The 18,989-nt window shown below is 53.7% G+C and carries 18 protein-coding genes and 1 riboswitch; of the genes, 1 reads left to right on the plus strand and 17 read right to left on the minus strand.

The genetic code is table 11. The features are described from left to right. Positions 1-51: 51 nt before the first annotated feature. From rpsA to dnaE, 14 genes are all read right to left on the minus strand, one after another. Complete coding sequence (gene rpsA / locus QOS10_RS01475; RefSeq protein ID WP_283593253.1) at positions 52-1,287, minus strand: 30S ribosomal protein S1; 1,236 nt, start codon at positions 1,285-1,287, stop codon at positions 52-54. Between the two features lie 72 nt (positions 1,288-1,359). Next, the gene (gene cmk, locus QOS10_RS01480; protein ID WP_283593254.1) at positions 1,360-2,046 is read right to left on the minus strand and encodes a (d)CMP kinase; all 687 of its coding nucleotides are present in this window, start codon (positions 2,044-2,046) and stop codon (positions 1,360-1,362) included. 21 nt (positions 2,047-2,067) lie between these two features. Further along, positions 2,068-2,667: an SAG1386/EF1546 family surface-associated protein gene (locus tag QOS10_RS01485; RefSeq protein WP_283593255.1), complete on the minus strand. Its 600-nt coding sequence runs from the start codon at positions 2,665-2,667 to the stop codon at positions 2,068-2,070. 79 nt (positions 2,668-2,746) lie between these two features. After that, positions 2,747-4,195, minus strand: a complete 1,449-nt coding sequence (locus QOS10_RS01490) for a RecQ family ATP-dependent DNA helicase (protein ID WP_283593256.1) — start codon at positions 4,193-4,195, stop codon at positions 2,747-2,749. Beyond that, positions 4,188-5,225 carry a helix-turn-helix domain-containing protein gene (locus QOS10_RS01495; protein ID WP_283593257.1) on the minus strand — a complete coding sequence of 346 codons (1,038 nt, stop codon included), beginning with the start codon at positions 5,223-5,225 and terminating at the stop codon, positions 4,188-4,190. Before QOS10_RS01495 ends, QOS10_RS01490 begins: the two co-directional genes overlap by 8 nt. Positions 5,226-5,351: 126 nt before the next feature. Then, a complete protein-coding gene (locus tag QOS10_RS01500) occupies positions 5,352-5,933 on the minus strand; it encodes an ECF transporter S component (protein ID WP_283593258.1) in 582 nt (193 codons plus the stop codon). A gap of 107 nt (positions 5,934-6,040) precedes the next feature. Then, positions 6,041-6,160: riboswitch (FMN riboswitch) on the minus strand. A 150-nt stretch (positions 6,161-6,310) separates the two neighbouring features. Next, entirely contained in the window at positions 6,311-7,027 is a 717-nt protein-coding gene (locus QOS10_RS01505) for a pseudouridine synthase (protein WP_283593259.1), read from the minus strand. Beyond that, complete coding sequence (scpB, locus tag QOS10_RS01510) at positions 7,027-7,614, minus strand: SMC-Scp complex subunit ScpB (RefSeq protein ID WP_283593271.1); 588 nt, start codon at positions 7,612-7,614, stop codon at positions 7,027-7,029. Before scpB ends, QOS10_RS01505 begins: the two co-directional genes overlap by 1 nt. Next, positions 7,592-8,386, minus strand: coding sequence for a segregation and condensation protein A (locus QOS10_RS01515; RefSeq protein ID WP_283593260.1), 795 nt, complete (start codon positions 8,384-8,386; stop codon positions 7,592-7,594). The genes scpB and QOS10_RS01515 overlap by 23 nt, the downstream gene beginning before the upstream one ends. Beyond that, entirely contained in the window at positions 8,379-8,735 is a 357-nt protein-coding gene (locus QOS10_RS01520; protein ID WP_283593261.1) for a reductase, read from the minus strand. Before QOS10_RS01520 ends, QOS10_RS01515 begins: the two co-directional genes overlap by 8 nt. Before the next feature lie 18 nt (positions 8,736-8,753). Then, entirely contained in the window at positions 8,754-9,641 is an 888-nt protein-coding gene (locus QOS10_RS01525; protein WP_283593262.1) for a tyrosine-type recombinase/integrase, read from the minus strand. A gap of 5 nt (positions 9,642-9,646) precedes the next feature. Continuing rightward, positions 9,647-10,525 carry a CvfB family protein gene (locus tag QOS10_RS01530; protein WP_283593272.1) on the minus strand — a complete coding sequence of 293 codons (879 nt, stop codon included), beginning with the start codon at positions 10,523-10,525 and terminating at the stop codon, positions 9,647-9,649. A 136-nt stretch (positions 10,526-10,661) separates the two neighbouring features. Beyond that, positions 10,662-12,083: a pyruvate kinase gene (gene pyk, locus QOS10_RS01535; RefSeq protein WP_283593263.1), complete on the minus strand. Its 1,422-nt coding sequence runs from the start codon at positions 12,081-12,083 to the stop codon at positions 10,662-10,664. 167 nt (positions 12,084-12,250) lie between these two features. Further along, on the minus strand, positions 12,251-15,592 hold the full coding sequence (dnaE, locus tag QOS10_RS01540) for a DNA polymerase III subunit alpha (protein WP_283593264.1): 3,342 nt from the start codon (positions 15,590-15,592) through the stop codon (positions 12,251-12,253). A 144-nt stretch (positions 15,593-15,736) separates the two neighbouring features. Between dnaE and QOS10_RS01545 the strand changes: the two genes are divergently transcribed. Next, positions 15,737-15,946 (plus strand): YjzD family protein, encoded by a 210-nt coding sequence (locus QOS10_RS01545; RefSeq protein WP_283593265.1) that lies wholly within the window; start codon positions 15,737-15,739, stop codon positions 15,944-15,946. Between the two features lie 67 nt (positions 15,947-16,013). Here QOS10_RS01545 and pepT read toward each other — a convergent pair whose 3' ends face one another. Genes pepT through QOS10_RS01560 form a run of 3 tightly spaced genes read right to left on the minus strand, consistent with a single transcriptional unit; the run spans position 16,014 to position 18,814 of the window. Continuing rightward, positions 16,014-17,264: a peptidase T gene (gene pepT / locus QOS10_RS01550; protein ID WP_283593266.1), complete on the minus strand. Its 1,251-nt coding sequence runs from the start codon at positions 17,262-17,264 to the stop codon at positions 16,014-16,016. A 19-nt stretch (positions 17,265-17,283) separates the two neighbouring features. Next, entirely contained in the window at positions 17,284-18,120 is an 837-nt protein-coding gene (locus QOS10_RS01555) for a Nif3-like dinuclear metal center hexameric protein (protein ID WP_283593267.1), read from the minus strand. Next, positions 18,113-18,814, minus strand: coding sequence for a tRNA (adenine(22)-N(1))-methyltransferase (locus tag QOS10_RS01560; protein ID WP_283593268.1), 702 nt, complete (start codon positions 18,812-18,814; stop codon positions 18,113-18,115). Before QOS10_RS01560 ends, QOS10_RS01555 begins: the two co-directional genes overlap by 8 nt. Positions 18,815-18,989 lie beyond the last annotated feature (175 nt).

Here is an 18,989-nt window from a genome sequence, read left to right on the forward strand (position 1 = left end):
TGGGAAGAAATACCTTTCTTCTCAGCCTCCCCGAATGCAACTTAATTGGAATTAGTTGTTCCGTAAGTCCTTCAGCTTGTCACCAATCAAATCACCCATGGAGAAACCAGTTTCTTCTTCTGGGGCGTTGTTCATGGCGTTCCGGTTGTTGTTCCGGCGTGGACGACGGCCACCGCGACGGTTGTCGTTGTCTTCACCCTTTGGACGTTCTTCAAGAGCCTTCATGGATAAGCCTAAACGTTGACGTTCTGGGTCGACGTTCAATACCTTAACCTTGACTTCTTGACCTGGCTTAAGTACATCAGCTGGCGTAGCGATGTGCTTGTGTGAGATTTGGGAAATGTGAACCAAACCTTCAACGCCAGGGAATACTTCAACGAAGGCACCAAAGCTCGTCAGACGCTTAACAGTACCAGTCAGAACAGAGCCAGCTGGGGCCTTTTCTTCGATATCATCCCATGGTCCAGGAAGCGTCTGCTTGATGGAGAGTGAGATCCGCTCACGGTCAGAGTCAACGCTCAATACCTTAACCTTAACGTCTTGACCAGCAGACAGAACATCTGATGGCTTGTCAACGTGGTCGTAGGAAATTTCAGAAACGTGAACCAGACCATCAACACCACCGAGGTTAATGAAGGCACCGAAGTTAGTCATCCGGGCAACCTTACCTTCAACGATGTCGCCAGGTTGTAATTCGGCAAAGATCTTTTCAGCAGCCTTTTCGTGTTCAGCCTTAACGATTTCCTTGTGGGAAAGGATCAAGCGGTTTTCGCTTGGTTCGATTTCGATGATCTTGAATTCAAGTTCTTGACCCTTGAACTGGTTCAGATCTTCAACGTAGTGATCAGTGATCATTGAAGCAGGGACAAAGCCACGTACTCCAGCATCAACAACTAAACCACCCTTAACTGCTTGGGTAACCTTAGCAGTGATGGTTTCACCATCATCGAACTTCTTTTGAATGTCATCCCATACCTTACGGGCTTCAAGACGACGGTGAGAAAGTAAGTAACTACCATTTTCCTTATCGTTACCAATCTTAGAGATGACAACTAAGTCTAATTCGTCACCCACTTTAACTGCATCATTGATGTCTTCAACTGGCTTGGTTGATAATTCCTTAGCAGGGACGACACCTTCAACCCCTGCATCTTTAATACCAACGATAGCTTGACGATCGTCATCGATTGCCAAAACTTCACCCTTGACAACATCGCCCACCTTAACAGTTTCGATGCTATCGAGTGCCTTTAACATATCGTTGTTCTTTTCATTGTTTTCAGCCATTAAAAAAAATCCTCCTTGCAACAATCAACTCTAGAAACTATTCTACTAAAAAAAGTTTAGTATTTCCAGTGTTTACTGTAATTGTTCCTGAGTTTTTTTGATTATTTTGCTGATCTCGTCCACAACCTGGTCAATCGTCAGGTTGGTGGTGTCCAGCCGGGTGGCATCAGGGGCCTGAGTCAGCGGTGAAACTGCCCGGGTTGAGTCCTTCTTATCCCGAAGTTCAATTTCCTTTTGGAGCTCCTCTAAAGAAGCCGTTGCAATCCCCTTCGCCTTGTTTTCAACATAACGCCGGCGGGCCCGCTCATACGCTGTGGCCACCATAAAGATCTTAACGGGGGCGTTCGGCAGAACGGTCGTTCCAATGTCACGGCCATCCATCACGATGCCGCCATTCTGGGCGATCTCTCTTTGCTGACGGGTCATTTCCGTCCGGACCGCCGGAATCGCCGCCACCGCGGAAACGTTATTGTCAATCTGCCCCTGCCGGATGTCCTGGGTGACCTCATCACCATCAAGAAACACCCGCTGTTCGGGGTCGCCGGGCTGAAAGCTGATCTTGATCTGCTGAGCCAGGCAAACAATCTGGTCGGTATCATCCATCGATAGTCCCTTGCGCAAGGCGGCCAGGGTCACAACCCGATACATTGCCCCCGTGTCACAGTACACATAGTTAAAACGCTTCGCCACCAGCTTGGCAACCGTACTTTTCCCTGCTGAGGCCGGCCCATCAATGGCTACTTGGATCCCCTTTGTCATATCTATTCTTTCACTCCAAATCTATCTTACTCGTAACTGCTGACCAGGATGAATCGCAGTCCTGATCGTCATATTGTTCAACCGGGCGAGTTCCTGGGCGGATATCCCATTGCGTTCCGCAATCCGGTAAACACTCTCGCCGCGCTGCACCGTCACATACCGCTGTCCCTGCGTATTTCTCGTCAGTGAACTACTGCTGCTGTCAATGCTGCTAGTCCGACTGGTCTGACTGCTCGAAATGCTACTGCTGCTTGTGATCGATGCGGCAGATGACTGACTACTGCTTACAGACGAACTGCTGGCGCGGTGATGTTTTTTAGCTGAGGTTTGGGACCGTTGAGAAGCTTTTTTTTTACTACTCACGGATGACGACGCCTGCTGTTCCGTCCGCAACGGGTGATTGAACGACTGCTTGTTGTTGACCCAGTAGATTACCGGGGCGGCAGCCAAGATAATAATCAGAACAATCAGGACCGTTGTGACCATTGAATTGTGTGATCGTTGCCGACGGTGTTCCGTCCGTGATAGGTGGCCGTCACTGTCCAGATCCTCGTTATCGGCAAAGGTCTTATCCCACAATTCATCACGCTGTTGGCGGGTCTCTTCATGATGCTCACTCACTAAATAAACCTCCTTCACGATAAAGTTTAACGTCTTTGATTGTAGCGCACGTCTTTGCGTCTTGTCTAGCACCGAATTGTCATTCTGATGGTTGGTTAAAGAGCTGACGCAGGCGCTGGTGCCAGTCAGCCTGCTCGGCACTTGCTGGTCTGCGCGGTGACTTCGGCAGGGAAAGTTTCCCCCTCCATTCTTGCTGGTCAATATCACAACACGGCGAAGGAAAGTCACCGGCCTCCTCACCGAAGTAATTCAGCAGGAATGACCGGCGGCACGTTTTCAGGCTGGTATAATCCAACATTCGTTGCAGACTGAGCGCTTGCTGGCGCCGCCGCTGCTTAAAGGCCGCAATAATCTGTGCCGGCTGGTAGCCATGGTTCAAATAGAAGGTAAAGAGTTCCTGGTCATCCCCCAGCACATTCGGCCGCAGCTGATGGTTTTTAACCTGAGTTAGAAGGTCGACACTAGGCAGACTGATGGCCGTCAGCTGACTCGGCAGGCCTTCATCCCCCGGCGCATACAATAGGATGGCCACGCTCTGCTGACCATCACGACCGGCCCGGCCAATTTCCTGCATATAGCTTTCCAGATTGGCCGGCAGGTGGTAGTGGATAATATAGCGGATATCATTCTTATCAACCCCCATCCCGAAGGCGCTCGTCGCACAGACAATTTGAACCTGATTATTCATGAACTGCTGCTGGATCTTGAAGCGATCGACCGGAGACATCCCCGCGTGATAGGGAGCAACTACCAGGCCCGTCTGCTCCCGGAGCCAATCGGCCATCTGCGTTGCCAGTTTCCGACTAGCGAAGTAAATGATCCCCGGTCCCGGAAGGCTGGCAACCAGCTGGAGCAGCCGTTCGTCCTTAGCCTGCGGGTTAGCTACCCGGTTCACCACTAGAAAAATATTGGGCCGGTTGACCGAGCGAATCACCTGGTGAACTTGGTTGTGATCCAGCCCCAGCTTATTAAGAATATCGCGCCGAACGCGTGGAGTCGCGGTGGCAGTCAGCATCAGCAGCCGCGGCTGGCCGATCCGTTGGCGAATCTGTCGCAATAGCAAGTACTCGGGACGAAAGTCGGGCCCCCACTGCGAGATACAGTGGGCCTCGTCAACTACCATCATGCTTAACGGCGTCCGATAAAGGGCAGCCAGGACGGCCGGATTAGTCAGGATCTCCGGTGAAGCAAAGATGAAGCGGAAGCTGGCCAGCGAGTGCAAGACCTGGTCACGCGCCGGGCCCTGTAACTGGCTGCTCAGCATCACCACCCGCTTTTCACCATGCTGCCGGAGGCGATCAACCTGGTCCTGCATTAAAGAGATTAACGGCGAAACAATAACCACCCCACCGGGCAGCAAGTAAGCAGGCAACTGGTATAATAGCGATTTGCCGGCCCCCGTCGGCAGAACCACCAGGGTATCATGCCCCGCCAATAATGATTCAATCGTCTCCTGCTGGCCAGCGCGAAAGTGCTCATAACCGAAGTACTCGTGCAACAACCGGTATATTTCTGCAGAATCAGTCATGGTGTTCCCTCCCCCGAAGAATTTGAAAAAGGCGGTAATCAAAGAAGGCCTTCCCTGCATCCTGCTCATCGGAATTAAAATGCCAGCTCGTGACGTCCGGATCAGGATACTGCTTAGCCAACGCTGCTCGTTTGGCAGGCGGCAGCAATTGGTTCCAATCCAGCTGCTCTGGGCATAGGATGGCCACCTCCAAGAGATGTTCCCGCACCGTGCTTAACTTCAAGCGGCGCCGCGCAGCAATCTGTTCCAGTGCGGCCCCCTGGCGATAAAGTTCCAGGGTCACGGCCGTACTCTTGGAGAGCGGGCCAGCGTTGAGCAACGGGCCAAAAAGATCCTGCAGGGGCCCCGGAACGTGCTGGCAGTAGGCGGCCACCCCCAGGAGCAGGTCATGGTTGAGGGCCAGCATATCCGCTTGCGAAAGGCGCAGACGCTCGGCCAGCTGGTTATTCGTCCACGCCGGCAGATCATGGCCAACCAAGCCGTCAACCAGAAACACCGCCAGTCGTTGATCGACGCTCGCCAGGCCGGTTGTCAGCTGGTCGAGGTCGCGATAGACCGCTGCTGCCAGCTGGCGGTGGTTGGCTTGGCGAAACCACCGTTTTACCGCCAACATGTGCCCATAGCCAACCGTCACCGGAGCGTACTTGGCATTATGGTAGGCGTATTCCGAAACCACCTGCATTCCCAGGAGCAAGCGCTGACCGAACTGGTTGGTATTGGTCAGCCAGTACCAATCCAAGAAATGCGGCTGGTATGGCTGCTCTGCTTCTTGCCATTGGACCCCCTTCACCGTCAACCGCGCCTGCTGCTCATCGTCAATAGTTATCAGTTGTTCATCTGCCAACGCCTTGATCACCGCATCGTATTCGGTGCGTTGAAGCTGCCGAGCGGCGCCCAGCCACGGCAAAAGGCCATACTGCTGGCCCCAAAATAGGTTTGACACCGTCAGCCGGTTCGTCAGCAAGCTCTCAATTACCCGGATCCGGCGGGGCTGATGATAAGAAAAGAAACGTAGTATGTATGAATTCATAGCAAAAACCTCATTATCCATTCTCTCACTAGATATAAACGGAAACAAACCTTAAATACACGAAACAAGGGACCGCAGCAAAATCACTTTTACTGCAATCCCTTGTTTTTAATTAATCAATCATTCCTATTGATAACGGCGAGCGGTCAGCCACGGCTTCAACTGCGTCGCAACAATTGCGAAAATCCCCGTGACCAGCAGGCCCTTGATAATATTAAACGGCAAGACCCCGAGGGCGACCAGCTGAGAAACCGGCAGGGTCGATTTCCAGTTCCAAACCGCCATGTACAGCGGGGTCAGGACCCATAGATTCAGCAGGGACATCACCACGGTCAGGACCACCGTCGCCGTAACGCTTCCAACCAGGAGCTGCTTTTTTGGTGACCACTGCGGCCGTCTTCGCCAAATCAGACAGAACGGCAGCAGGAGGGCCAGCGACGAGATGAAGTCGCCGAGCAGCCCGATCAGTTCGCCAACGGAGAAGCCCCGAACCATGCCGTGGATCAGGCACTTGATCACGGCGATTACAATCCCCCCGACTGGCCCATAGAGGTAGCCCCCGATTAAGACGGGGACGTCCGAAAAGTCGATCTTAAGGTAGGAAGCCATGGGGATAATTGGAAACTCAAACAACATCAGGATAAAGGCAAGCGCCCCTAAGCAGGCGATTCCTACCAACCGTTGAATTCGTAAATGCGACACTGTCATAATAACAACCTCCATTGAGATTGCCTTCAGTCGGCCCCGTAAATAAAAAAGCACTACCAACAAATACTGTCAGCAGCGCCTAACATAATTAGGGTTAACGTACGTAGAAGTCTCTTCTATATACCAGACTATACTGTCGGCTCCAGGATTCAACTGGATCAACCACGTGATGTGGGTTGCGGGCTTGCACCGCCGGTCGGGAATTTCACCGCGCCTTGAAGACAACTTTTTTAATTTTACAATTCCTATTATATGGGCTTATCCGCGTCGTGTCAACGTTTTTAGCGTCTTTCAATTCCATGCCATTCCATACTTTTCCGTAGTTTTTGCTGTATTTTTGCTATATCGGTGCAATATTGCAATAGCCAATCATTCAACTAAAGCTGTTTCAGTTTGGTAACCTCTTCGGGCCGCAGTTCACGGAATTCTCCCGACTGCAGGCCCTGAAGGTTCAAGAAACCATACGTTTCCCGGTGCAATTTGATCACTGGGTGACCAACCGCTTCAAACATCCGCTTGACCTGGTGGTAGCGGCCTTCGTGGATCGTCAGCTGGACCAGACTGGTCTGGTGGTGACGGTCAACTTCCTTCAGCCTGGTCTTGGCCGGTTTCGTCTTGCGGCCATCGACCCGGACACCGAGACGCAGCCGCTTCAGCTCATCGTTTTGAACAATTCCCTTGACCTTCGCAATGTAGGTCTTGGCAACCTCAAAGCGGGGGTGCATCAGCTTGTTGGCCAGGGCACCGTCGTTGGTCAGCAGCAGGATCCCCGTGGTGTCATAGTCCAAGCGGCCAACGGGGTAGATCCGTTCCTCCACCTCGTCTTCGCGCAGAATATCGACCACCGTCTTCCGGCCCTTATCATCGTGGGCACTAGAGATAACCCCGCGGGGCTTATTCAATAGGTAGTAAACGTGTGGCTCACGGTGGATCGGCACCCCGTCAACCTCCACCTTGTCGCGGCGGCCAACCTTGGTCCCGAGCTCAGTGACCGTCTCACCATTGACCTGGACCCGGCCGCTTTGAATCAGCTTCTCAGAGGCCCGCCGCGAGGCAACCCCCGCTTCGGCCATCACTTTTTGTAGTCTCTCCATTAATTTTCTCCTCCTTGCTTCCGGGACTGGAATGCCGCTAAAAAGAGGTCTCCTCTCAGATCAGCACTGTCGAGATCCTCTTGCTCCGGCAATGGCGGCAGGTCATCCAGCGATGACAGGCCAAAGTAGTCCAGGAAGCTTTCCGTTGTGACGTAGCGAAATGGCCGGCCAGGGGCATCTAAGCGGCCATGGGTATCTACCAGCCCCCGGGCCATCAGCTTTTGCAGCGAACCTGAGCTCTGTACGCCCCGAATCTCGTCAATCTCCAAACGGGTAATCGGCTGGCGGTAGGCAATAATGGCCAGGACCTCCAGCAAGGCATTGGTCAGCGGCACCGTCAGCGGAATCTCAAAGTACTGCTTGATCACCGGGGCCAGCGCCGGCTTAGTGGCCAAGCGGTAGGTTTGACCGCTGTGCAAAACGACAAGAGCACTATTAGGGTCCGCCGCATAGCGTTCCGCCAGCTTATCCAGCGTCGCAGTGATTGCCGTTTTCATGAAGCCGGTGATCTTGGCCAGGTCACCAACAGTGATTCCCTCATCACCGCTGATGAAAAGCAGGCCCTCAATCTGGGCGGTATTCGTTATTTCGGTAGTCATCACTCTTCAAACCTTCCTTAATAATTATTGGGGCGAACAATCCGGCCTGTTCAATATGCACGGCCTGGTGCTTAGCCAGTTCCAGAACCGCGAGAAAGGTGGTGACCAGCTCATCCCTGGTTATCGCTCTTTCCAGCAGGTCGACAAAGCGCTGTGGCCCGGCCGTCACCCTCTCAAAGACCGTCTGCATCTGCTGGGCAACACTGACCTTCTCGGCCACCACAGTTTCCACGGTGGGTTGTGTAAAGCGGTGCCGCTTGAGAACCTGGCTAAAGGCCGCCTGGAGCTGGTCAAGACTGACTCCCGGGGCCACCTGTTCACTCACCAAGTCACGGGGAACCCGCATTGCCGGCCGGGTGTACTCCTGCTGCCGGTAACTCTCCTTGTCCTTGAGATGGTCGGCCGCCTTCTTATAGCGCTGGTATTCGATCAGCTGGTCAACCAGTTCCTGACGTGGATCAACTGGTTCCTCCGCCGGTTCCTCATCGTCAAGCGGCGGGGCCTGGGGAAGCAGCAGCTGACTCTTGATCCGCATCAGGGTGGAAGCCATCACAAAGTACTCCCCGGCAATTTCTAACCGGTGTGCCTTCATCTGATGGAGGTAATCCATGTACTGACTGGTAATCGTCGCGATCTTAATGTCATAGATATCCATCTTGGCCTCACGGATCAGGTGCAATAGGAGGTCAAGGGGCCCCTCAAAGCCGCCTAGTTTTAAGGTCGGCTGCTGGCCCGCCGTCATGGTCTCATTCTCACTCATTAGCCTTCCCCCATGTTGTAATCAATGGCTGGGTACTTAGGGTTCCCATCAATCGCCGATCTAGGTATTCCTCATGAATCGCTGTCAAAAGGGCGTAAACATTGCGGCCGGACCGCTCGCTCGGTGTAAAGGAGATCCGCCGCAGCAAGACATAGTCGGTCCCCAACTCTAAGATTACCACCGCAATAAAGTGATTATCCTCCTGGTCCTTCCAGAGGTAGATTGGGTTCTCCTCCTCCAGGGCCCAGTGGAACTCATCCTTGAAGCGCTGCTCATCACGAAGCTCAGGGAGTAAGGAAAGCAGGCCCATGGCAATCTTCTGATAGTCTTTTCGGTAGTGTACTAGCATATCTATTCCCCTTTAGTTCTATGCCCGTGGATGGTACTTCTCGTAGGTTGCGGCAAGCTCCTGCGGCGTCACCTTCAAGTAGGGGCGCAGCATGCGCAACTCGGTATAGCCCAGCATCTCCTGAACCGCCTGCCCGCTGGCCCCGCGCGAAAGCATCTGCACGGCCAGCGTATAGCGAAAGGTCTGCGGCGTCACCTGCTTATTGATGTCGGCCTGCTGAACCCATTTTTTGAAATTCTTCCAGATCCCCTGCCGGGTCAGCGGCCGGCCATGGGCATTGAGGAAAACCGCTGTCTGGTCGCCATCGGCCAGTTGCGGCCGAACCGCCTTCAGGTAACGCTCAAGCCAGTGAACAGTTGGCCGCCCCAACGGCACCATCCGCTCGTGCTGACCACTTCCCTGTAGCTGGACAAACTTGATATCAAGGTGGAGGGCAGTCAGGGGCAGCGTTGCCAACTCGGTCACCCGCATTCCGGTCGCATCGAGCAACTCTAAAATCGCCCGGTCTCGAATTCCCAACGGAGTCGTGGTGTCAGGAACAGCCAGCAGGCGTTCCACTTCCGCTTCGGTCAGGATTACCGGCGCAGCTGCCGGTGTATTCGCCGGCCGGTGGTCAATCGTTTCCATCGGGTTGGCCGTCAATTGCTGCTGGCGGACCAGGTAGCGGAAGAACTGCCGCAGGCTTGAGATTAACCGGTTAATGGTCGCCACCGACTTGCCGGCCTGCTGTTGTGCCGTCAGGAAATCCATCACAGCATAGCGGTCAACTGCCTGCCAGCTTGTGATTCCCTGCTGGGCAAAAAACTCCTTGGCATGCACCAGGTCACGGCGGTAGTTGGCCTGCGTATTGGCGGTCAGCCCCCGCTCATTTTTAAGCATTGCGACAAAGTCAGTAATCTCGTCCATCATATTTAATCATTCTTTTCTAGGAGAACCAGCTGACCATCCTTTTCCTCGACCAATCCTTTCTTGAGCAGGTGGCCAACCGCCCGCTTGAATTGACCTTTGCTGATGCCAAAGACAGACCGAATCACCTTGGGATCGCTCTTGTCAGTATACGGCAGACGATGGTGCTGGTCCTGTTTCAGCATAGCCAACAGCATCTGGGCATCTTCGCCGATGGCCTGGTAAGCCCGGGGCTTCAATGAAAGGTTAAGGCTATTGTGCGATGAGATCCCGATCACCCGGGCCTTGACCCGCTGGCCTAACCGGGGTTCCTGGTCCCGCTCACTAGGGTGAATGAAGCCCAGGTGGTAACCGTCCGTCAAGACATGGGTCCCATTGAGCTTCAGCCGGTAGACCGTCGCATAGGTATCACGGTTCTGCAACCGTGGTGACGGCGCCGCTGAGATGGTATTGAAGATGGCATCATCCGCCAGCTTCCCCCAGATCCGGTCCTTACTGTCAACCGTCAGGGCGATCATCAGACGGTCCCCCGGCTGCGGCCAGAGGTGCTTGGGCTCCGGCAGGTCATCTAAGGAGACCACAATATCCTTGTTGGGCAGGCCGATATCAACGAACACCCCGAGATCACGCCGCACCCCGACGACGGTTCCAAAGTCATAGTGGTCAACCTGGACCGTTGGGATGTGTTTGCAGGTCATCTGCAGCTGGTGATTCTCATTTTCATACACGAAACCGCAAACCTGGCCGCCGATGTGCAGGACCTGCGGACTCTCTTCCTTGGGTAGGCGGTATGTCTGACCGTTCCGGGCCGGTTGAACAAAATAATAATCGTCGTTTTCATCGATCATGACCGCTGAAACGACTTTTCCTAATGCAGAGTTCATATTCTTACCCCACTTATCTCTTCTTGATTGCATACTAGAACTATTTTACACGGCGAACCGGCCTTTGACCAGCTTCCGGCCAACAAAAAAAGAGCACGACCGTAATCGTACTCTTTTCATTTAACGTTAATAACGATTAGTCAATCGTCTTAACCCGCATCAGGTTAGTAGCACCTGGGACACCCAAAGGAACACCGGCAACGATGATGATCTTGTCACCCTTCTTAGCGAAGCCGAGTTCAACTGCCTTTTCAGCAGCCAGGTCGAACATCTTGTCAGTATCCTTCATTTCAGAAACAACGTAAGGTTGAACACCCCAGTTGATCATGAGGCCCCGTTCTACTCGCTCGTTAGGAGTCAGGGCAACGATGTCGGCGTTAGGGCGGTACTTGGAGATCATCTTAGCAGTGTAGCCTGAAGCAGTGTAGGCAACAATGGTGTGGATGTCCAAGTCCTTAGCAGCGTTAGCAACGGCAGAACCGATCGTTTCAGTAACGTCAGACTTGTCCCAATCGAAGGTTTCAGTACCGAATTCCCAAAGGTGGTTTTCAGCCTTGATGTCAATGGCGTTCATCATGGCAACGGACTTAACTGGATAGTCACCGTTGGCACTTTCACCAGAAAGCATCGTTGCATCAGTACCATCGAAGACGGCGTTAGCAACGTCAGATACTTCGGCACGGGTTGGACGTGGGTTTTCTTGCATGGAGTCCAGCATTTGGGTAGCAGTGATAACTGGCTTACCTAATTCGTTGCACCGCTTGATCATGTGCTTCTGAACGATTGGCACATTTTCAGCAGGAATTTCAACACCCATGTCACCACGAGGAACCATCAGACCATCAGAAACTTCGATGATTTCTTCGAAGTTATCGATACCTTCTTGAGATTCGATCTTAGGGAAGATTTGAACGTCTTCCATGTTCTTTTCCTTGAGAAGTTCACGAATGTCAAGAACGTCTTGAGCCTTACGAACGAATGAAGCAGAGATGTAGTTGATCTTGTTGTCAAGACCGAAACGAATATCACTGCTGTCCTTCTTCGTGATCCCTGGCAGGTTGATGGAAACACCTGGGGCGTTAACACCCTTCCGTGAACCAAGAACACCGTGGTTCAGAACGTGGCAAACTAATTCCTTGTTTGCTTCGTCCTTTTCATCGATCAGCATGTCGATCAGACCATCGTCAAAGAGAACGTGGCCACCAACATGAGTATCGTCGTACAGGCCTGGGTAGGTAACGGCGATCTTGTCGTGGGTACCTTCTAATGAAGCATCCATGGAAATGCGAACCTTGTCACCAATGTTGTATTCGATCTTACCGTCCTTTTGAACAGTAGTCCGAATTTCAGCACCCTTAGTATCAAGCATGATACCAACGTGCTTACCAGTGATCTCTTCGGCCTTCTTAACGTTTTGCATCCGGCCCAAGTGTTCTGGGTGGTCACCGTGTGAGAAGTTGAAACGGAAAATGTTTGCTCCCGCTTGGATCAGCTTAACAATCGTATCAACATCAGTACTTGCAGGACCAAGGGTACTTACAATCTTGGTTTTCTTCATAAATGAATCTCTCCTTTACATTTATGCATCAACTGCGGTCTGCAATTGCATCCCTCATTTGCACACTTGTATAATAGCACTTTTCAAAAACAGTGTCTTTAATTTTTGTGCAGAAATTATCAAGAAACCGCTATCACTTCAAAATTATCGATAATTCTCATTTAGATTTAATTTTTTAAAGTCTGCAGGACCACGTTATCCTGGCCAAACAGCTGGTTCAGGGCCTTGGCAGTGGCCTCCTCCTGGTCCAGCCACTTGGAACGATCCTGAAGGTGCTTGGCATCCGTAGCGGGATAGTAGAGCAGAACCGGGATGTTGCCGTGGTGAGCATGCATCAGTTCGTTCAATCTGCTCATCGTCTGGCGGTTGGCCTTGTCCGGGAAGACCCGGATCACCCAGCGCTGACTGGGAACAAGCTGCTTTTGCAGGGCCGCGGCCGACTGAATTTGGTCCGCCAAGAGCTGGTTTCCCCGCCCCGGCCGGACTTCGACCTTACCGTGCACCACCAGGACTTGGTTGTCCTTCAGCTGTTCAGCGTAACGCTGGTATTGCTTGGGGAAAACCGTGATATCAATGGTCCCCGTTTGGTCGGAACCGGAGACAAATGCCATGGGCCGGTGGTCGCGCTTGGTGTAGATCGTCTTAACGTGGTTGACAAAGAGGAGGATGGTGACGCTTTGGCCGGGCCACAGACGGTCAATTGTTTGGACGTGCAGGGTCGCGCCCAGCCGCCGGTACTGGCTGACCGGGTGCCCGGAAAGGTAGACACCCAGGTATTCATTCTCTTTCAGCAACCGGGTCGTTAATGGAAACTCGTTTCGCCGTGTGATTGTCGATTGCAGACTCGGGTCGTCTTGAAAGCTATTCAGGAGCTGGTCAATTCCCGATGCCATTTCTGGTAGGGCCGCAATCATCTCCGCCCGATTATAGTCCAACTGGTCAAAGGCGCCGGCATAGATCAAAGGCTCAATCAACTCCTGCTTGCGGAAGTTAGCCGGCACTCGGTTGACAAAGTCACGCAGGTCCTTGTACGGTCCGTCGGCCTGCCGCTGCTCAATGATCGCCGCCGTGAAGTCACGCCGCATCCCCTTGATGTCTGCCAGGCCGAAGTAAATCTGGCCAGCATGCAGGGTGAAGGACTCTTCACTGATATTGATCCGCGGCCCCTTCACCGTCACACCCAGCTTCCGGGCATTGGCAACGTGCTGCCGCAGCTTGGTCAGGTTGGTCTCCGCCCCCATCAATGCTGTGTAGAAGGCGTTCGGGTAGTGGCACTTTAAGTAGGCCAGTTCGAAGGCCAGCATGGAATAGGCAACCGCGTGGGACCGGTTAAAGCCGTAGTTGGCAAACTGGTCGATGTAGTCAAACACCTGCTGGGCCCGCTCCATGGTGAAACCATTCTTAACGGCCCCCTTGAGGAACTTATCCCGCATCCCCACCATCACGGACGCCTTCTTCTTACTCATCGCCCGCCGCAGCAGGTCGGCCTCCCCCAGAGTGAAACCAGCCATGGCCGATGCCAGCTGCATGACCTGTTCCTGGTAGACCAGGATGCCATAGGTGGGGGCCAGGATCGCTCGCAGCGCCGGATCCGGGATCTGGTACTTCTCCTGGCCGTGCTTGCGGGCAATGAAGTGGCTGATGTTCTCCAGCGGTCCCGGCCGGTAGAGAGCATTCACAGCAATGATGTCCTCAAAGCGGTCGGGATGGAGGCCGACCAGGACATTGCGAATCCCGCTCGACTCGAACTGGAAGACGCCGTCCGTCTGTCCCCGCTGGAAAAGCCGCAGGGTTGCCGGATCATCGTACGAGATCTGGGCCGGTGAGAAGTCCGGGTGCTCCTGGCGGACGAGTTGGCGAGTCTTCGCCAGGATTGACAGGTTCTTCAATCCCAAGAAGTCCATTTTCAACAGTCCGAGGGCTTCAACCGTCCCCTTGGTGAACTGGGCCATCAGGAGGCCTTCACCGCCATCCTGGAGGGGTACAATCTCGTGCAGGGGCTGCTCAGAGAGAACAATTCCGGCTGCGTGCGTCGAATAGTGACGGGGCAACCCTTCCAGCTTCTGCGACACCGCCATCAGCAAGCGCGCATCCGGGTGGTCGTCGATGAAGTTGCGCAACCGTTGCGAGTCTTTCAGTGCACTGGCCAAGGTAAGACTGTAACTGTCAGGCAGGGTACCCAATAGTTCGTTGACGTCATAACGCGGCCAATTAAAGACCCGGCTGACGTCCCGCAGGACCTGCTTGGCCCCCAAGGTGCCGAAAGTGATGATCTGCCCAACGTGTTGGTGACCATACTTATCATGAACATACTGGAGGACTTCCCCACGGCGGTTGTCGGGAATATCCAGGTCGATGTCGGGCATCTGGGCCCGCTCCGGGTTGAGGAACCGTTCAAACAGGAGGTGGTATTCCAGCGGGTCTACCTCGGTGATGGCCAGGGCATAGGCCACCAGTGAGCCGGCTGCCGACCCTCTCCCCGGATCAGTCGTAATATTCTGCCGGTGGGCAAAGTTCATGACGTCCCAAACAATCAGGAAGTAATCATCAAAGCCCATCTGGTGGATTACCGCCAGCTCATGGTTGAGCCGCTGCTGATAGACCTGCTTAGTAAAGCCAGCTGCAACCGGACGCTTGGCCAGCCCCTGCTCACACAGGGAACGCAGGTACTCCTGGGAACTCAGCCTGTCAGGGGTTGCAAAGTGCGGCAGAACCGGAGCTTTGAATTCCAGCTTAACATTGCACTGCTGGGCCAACAGCGCCGTCTGCGCAGCTGCTTGCTTCAACCCAGCTTGCTGGTAGGCCACGGTCTCCTGGGCAGCAGAACGCAGGTAGTGGTCCCCCCGTTCCTGGGCCTGGTGGGCAACATCTTCCAGTTGTCCCCCCGTCTGAATTGCCCGGAGCACCTTGGTAGCAAACTGGTCCGTGGGTTCCAGATACTCCACCGGCCGACTCCCCACCAAAGGCAACCCCTGAGCGTGGGCAAGCTCTTTAATGGTCGTCTGCTGAACCGGATCTAAGTCCGGACTAACCCCCAGCAAGAGGCCATCGGGATCAGTGAATTTTCGCAACCGTTCCAGGAACTGGTCAGGATGCAAGAATTCACTGAACAGCCCGGTCTGCGGCGGCGCAATGACAAAGAGCCCGCCTAAAAGGTCCCCCACCTGGTCAACCGTCAGCGGTAGCTTATCCGGGGCCGTGGTCTGGTGCCGGGTGGATAGGTCCATCAGGTGCCGGTACCCCTGCCGATTCCGGGCAATGAAGGTCAGCATGAGGCTGTTTCCCGTCCCCTGCTCCAGGGCCAGCCGCATCTTCATCCCCAAGAGCGGCTTAAGCCCCACCTGCCGAGCGGCGTTATAGAAGTCAGCAACCCCGTAAAGCACATTTTCATCCGTCAGTGCCAAGGCATAGTACCCCTTCTCCTTGGCCGTCTGAACAAGTTCAGGGATCCTGATCGAGCTCTGCAACAGGCTGAATGAACTCTGAACATCGAGTGGCGTAAAAGCCAAGACCCTCTCCTCCTTTCGTGTACTAGCTAGATTATACCAAATCTCACCCAGTCGACAGCAATGAAACACTCAAAGCAGTTTGCCCCTTTTCTATTTTCCGTCGTTTGTGCTAAAATTAAGAAGTTAAAAGAGGGGATGACTTACATGAACGTATTATCACGAAACATCGTGGCCGGAATCTGGGCACTGATCCTCGGTGAAGTTTTGGCCTACATTACCGGTCAGCTTGAAGGCCTGACACCCGACTATACGCTAGTTGGGATTTTGGCTGTTGTGATGGCATTAATTGCGGTCAACGCCGTAACGGCCATCACCGAGAGTGCCAATCCGGCTAAGACTAAAGATAACAAGTAACTAAAATTAAGTTTTAACTTAAAAAGGATCAACGGTGTAACATCGTTGATCCTTTTTATATCCCCAACTATTTATTACCCTGCTCAACATTCAGCTTGTTGATCTCCAGCAGGGTATCCAGTGCCTGCTCCATCGTCTGGAGGGAGACATACTCGAAACGGCTGTGCATGTTCTCACCGCCGGCAAAGAGGTTCGGTGTCGGCAGCCCCATATAGGAAATCGTCGAGCCATCCGTACCGCCCCGAACCGGGTAGATGTCGGGCTTGATGCCCAGGTCTTCCATTGCCTGCTTGGCAATCTTAACCACGTCCATGTGATCCTTTAAGGCATCCTTCAAGTTGTAGTACTGGTCATACAGCTTCATCGTTACCCGCTCTTCGCCTAACTCATCGTTAAGCCCGGCGACGATCCGTTCCAGCAGGTGCTTACGCTCAATAAAGGTCTGCTTGTCGTGGTCCCGAATCAGGTACACCATCGAGGCGTGGTCGACGGTACCGTCAAACTTGTAGAGGTGGAAGAAACCCTGCCGGCCATCCGTCCGTTCGGCCCGCTCATGGGTTGGCAGGCTGTCATGAAGATCAATAGCCACTTGGATGGCGTTGACCATCGTCCCCTTTGCCACCCCAGTGTGGACGTCATTTCCCTTGATCTCGATCTCCGCCTGGGCCGCATTGAAGGTCTCATACTCCAGTTCACCTAAGGGACCGCCATCGACTGTGTAGGCAAAGTCGGCACCGAAGTCATCAACGTCAAAGTGATCGGCGCCTGTTCCAATCTCCTCATCAGGGCCCAAGCCGATCTTGATCTCACCATGCTTAATCTCCGGGTGCTTCATCAGGTAGTCGGCCATCGTCACAATCTCGGCCACCCCAGACTTATCATCAGCCCCTAAGAGGGTCGTCCCGTCAGTCGTAATCAGGGTGTTCCCCGCATACTTCTTCAGGGATGGAAAAACTACCGGATCCAGCTGGTATTCGCCATCGCCGAGCTTAATCGCAGACTGGCCATCATAGTCCGCGATGATCTGCGGATTGACGTTGTGGGCGTTGAAGTCCGCCGTGTCGACGTGGGAAATCAGGCCGATGGTCGGTACCTTGTAATCAATGTTGCTGGGAATGGTGGCCATCAGGTAAGAGCTCTGCTTGTTAATGTGAACGTTCTCCAGGCCAATCTGTTCCAATTCCTTTGCCAGTTCATTTAAGAACGCGGTCTCCTTAGGGTCAGATGGCACCGTGGTGGACGCCGGATTTGACCGGGTTTCAGTCTTAACATATTTCAGGAAACGGGATAACAAGCCATCATACTTTTCTGTAACCATAATAAAGTCCTCCTTTATCCTACTTCTTGTCTGCAGCGGTCATTAAGGTAAAGGGATCCGTATTGATCCGATTCTCAATTACTTCGAAATCCCAACCATTCTCCTGCTGCCACTGACGGATCAACTGGGCCAGACCGTGTTCGCAGACGGCCTCGATATGGTGGCCGGGATCGACTACGGTCAGGTGGTTGGCGATCATGTCGTGGGCAAAGTGGTAGCTGACGTCACCAGTCACGTAGGCATCGGCGCCCAGCTCAACGGCCCGCTGATAGAAGTCCTGGCCAGCACCGCCCAGTACGGCTACCCGATGAATCAGACGATCCCGGTCGGCCGGGTTGACAATCAGGCGCAGGCCGCTAACGTTGAAGATCCGCATGCAGTAACGGGCAAAGTCCGCGGCGTTCATTGACACGGCAAAGTCGCCAATCCGGCCCATTCCTACCGGCTGACCCGAGACGGGATCGTTGCCGGCCGGAACCAGCGGCTGACAGTTGCTGAGGTGCAGTTGAGCCGCCAGCCAATCGTTCATGCCACCGTTAGCCGTATCGAGGTTGGTGTGGGCGGCATAGACCGTGATGTGATGAGCCAGCAGCTGCGCATACATGGCATTTTGTGGGTTCCGGGTGTCGAGGTCCTTAGCTGGGTGAAACATTGCCGGGTGGTGGGCAAAGATAAAGTCCACGCCCTGGTCGATAGCTTCCTGGACGGTCTCCGGACGGGTATCAAGGGTGGTCATCAGCTTCTTGATGGGCCGGTCGGGGTCCCCTACCTGCAGTCCAACATGGTCCCACTTCTCCGCCAGCTGCGGACTGGCAAACCGCTCAAAGTGTTGAATCAAGGTAGTTCCACTAATCATCATCTATCGCCTCCGCTACCAACGCTAACTTCTGTTTTAACTCCGCAATTCGCGCAACGGGAACCTTCTGGGCCTGCTCCATCTGGTGAATAACTCCCTGCTGCCGCTTGATGTAGTCGCGCCACTTCGCCGTGAAGACGGGACCCTTCTTCTCCAGCAGGCGGGGGCCGAACATCAGCTCATAATCACTGTAACGAAACGACACCACTGACGGCTCAGCCACAATGATCTCGTAGATGTGGTCATCCTCTGCGACGATCTGCTCGGCCATGATCTGGTAACGATTATCCATCAGCCACCGTCGTAAACGCCCCTCACCGACGTTGGGCTGCAGGACTAGCCGCCGCACCCCCTGCAGGCGGTCTTTCCCCCGCTCCAGGATCTCGGCAATCAGGGTCCCGCCCATCCCAGCAACCACCACGGTATCGATTCGGTCAGCTGGCGTAATGGCAGCCAAACCATCTGCCAAGCGCGGTTTGATTAGGTCCGTTAGACCATGACCCTTAATCTCACTGACGGCGTTCTCGTACGGGCCCTTAACGACCTCGCCGGCCACTGCATAGCTGATCTTCTTCTGCAGGGCCAGGGCCGCCGGCAGGTAGGCATGGTCGGAGCCGATGTCGGCCATCCGGGCCCCTGCCGGTACGTAGCTGGCAACCGTTGCCAGGCGTTTCGATAAGTTCTTTTCATCCACGTTTATCCCTCTTTGTCATCGTTTTAATTCCAGTATAGCAAAAAAGGGGCTGCGACATAAGTCCCCAAAAATAAGCGGAGTTAGATGAAATCTTCGGGTTTCATTTAACTCCGTTTTCCTTTAAAATTAGTAAAAGAAAAAGCACCGACCTGACCGTCGATGCTTCTCAAATACC

It is taken from the genome of Limosilactobacillus galli (assembly GCF_947381495.1).
Taxonomy (GTDB): domain Bacteria; phylum Bacillota; class Bacilli; order Lactobacillales; family Lactobacillaceae; genus Limosilactobacillus; species Limosilactobacillus galli.

Bases quoted from the DNA above. Each gene is read 5' to 3' on its own strand.
- cmk (WP_283593254.1), bottom strand. From the start codon at position 2,046: ATGACAAAGGGGATCCAAGTAGCCATTGATGGGCCGGCCTCAGCAGGG.
- QOS10_RS01490 (WP_283593256.1), bottom strand. From the start codon at position 4,195: ATGACTGATTCTGCAGAAATATACCGGTTGTTGCACGAGTACTTCGGT.
- pyk (WP_283593263.1), bottom strand. From the start codon at position 12,083: ATGAAGAAAACCAAGATTGTAAGTACCCTTGGTCCTGCAAGTACTGAT.
- QOS10_RS01505 (WP_283593259.1), bottom strand. From the start codon at position 7,027: ATGGAGAGACTACAAAAAGTGATGGCCGAAGCGGGGGTTGCCTCGCGG.
- QOS10_RS01520 (WP_283593261.1), bottom strand. From the start codon at position 8,735: ATGCTAGTACACTACCGAAAAGACTATCAGAAGATTGCCATGGGCCTG.
- QOS10_RS01500 (WP_283593258.1), bottom strand. From the start codon at position 5,933: ATGACAGTGTCGCATTTACGAATTCAACGGTTGGTAGGAATCGCCTGC.
- QOS10_RS01525 (WP_283593262.1), bottom strand. From the start codon at position 9,641: ATGGACGAGATTACTGACTTTGTCGCAATGCTTAAAAATGAGCGGGGG.
- QOS10_RS01545 (WP_283593265.1), top strand. From the start codon at position 15,737: ATGAACGTATTATCACGAAACATCGTGGCCGGAATCTGGGCACTGATC.
- QOS10_RS01515 (WP_283593260.1), bottom strand. From the start codon at position 8,386: ATGAGTGAGAATGAGACCATGACGGCGGGCCAGCAGCCGACCTTAAAA.
- QOS10_RS01495 (WP_283593257.1), bottom strand. From the start codon at position 5,225: ATGAATTCATACATACTACGTTTCTTTTCTTATCATCAGCCCCGCCGG.
- rpsA (WP_283593253.1), bottom strand. From the start codon at position 1,287: ATGGCTGAAAACAATGAAAAGAACAACGATATGTTAAAGGCACTCGAT.
- QOS10_RS01555 (WP_283593267.1), bottom strand. From the start codon at position 18,120: ATGATTAGTGGAACTACCTTGATTCAACACTTTGAGCGGTTTGCCAGT.
- pepT (WP_283593266.1), bottom strand. From the start codon at position 17,264: ATGGTTACAGAAAAGTATGATGGCTTGTTATCCCGTTTCCTGAAATAT.
- QOS10_RS01530 (WP_283593272.1), bottom strand. From the start codon at position 10,525: ATGAACTCTGCATTAGGAAAAGTCGTTTCAGCGGTCATGATCGATGAA.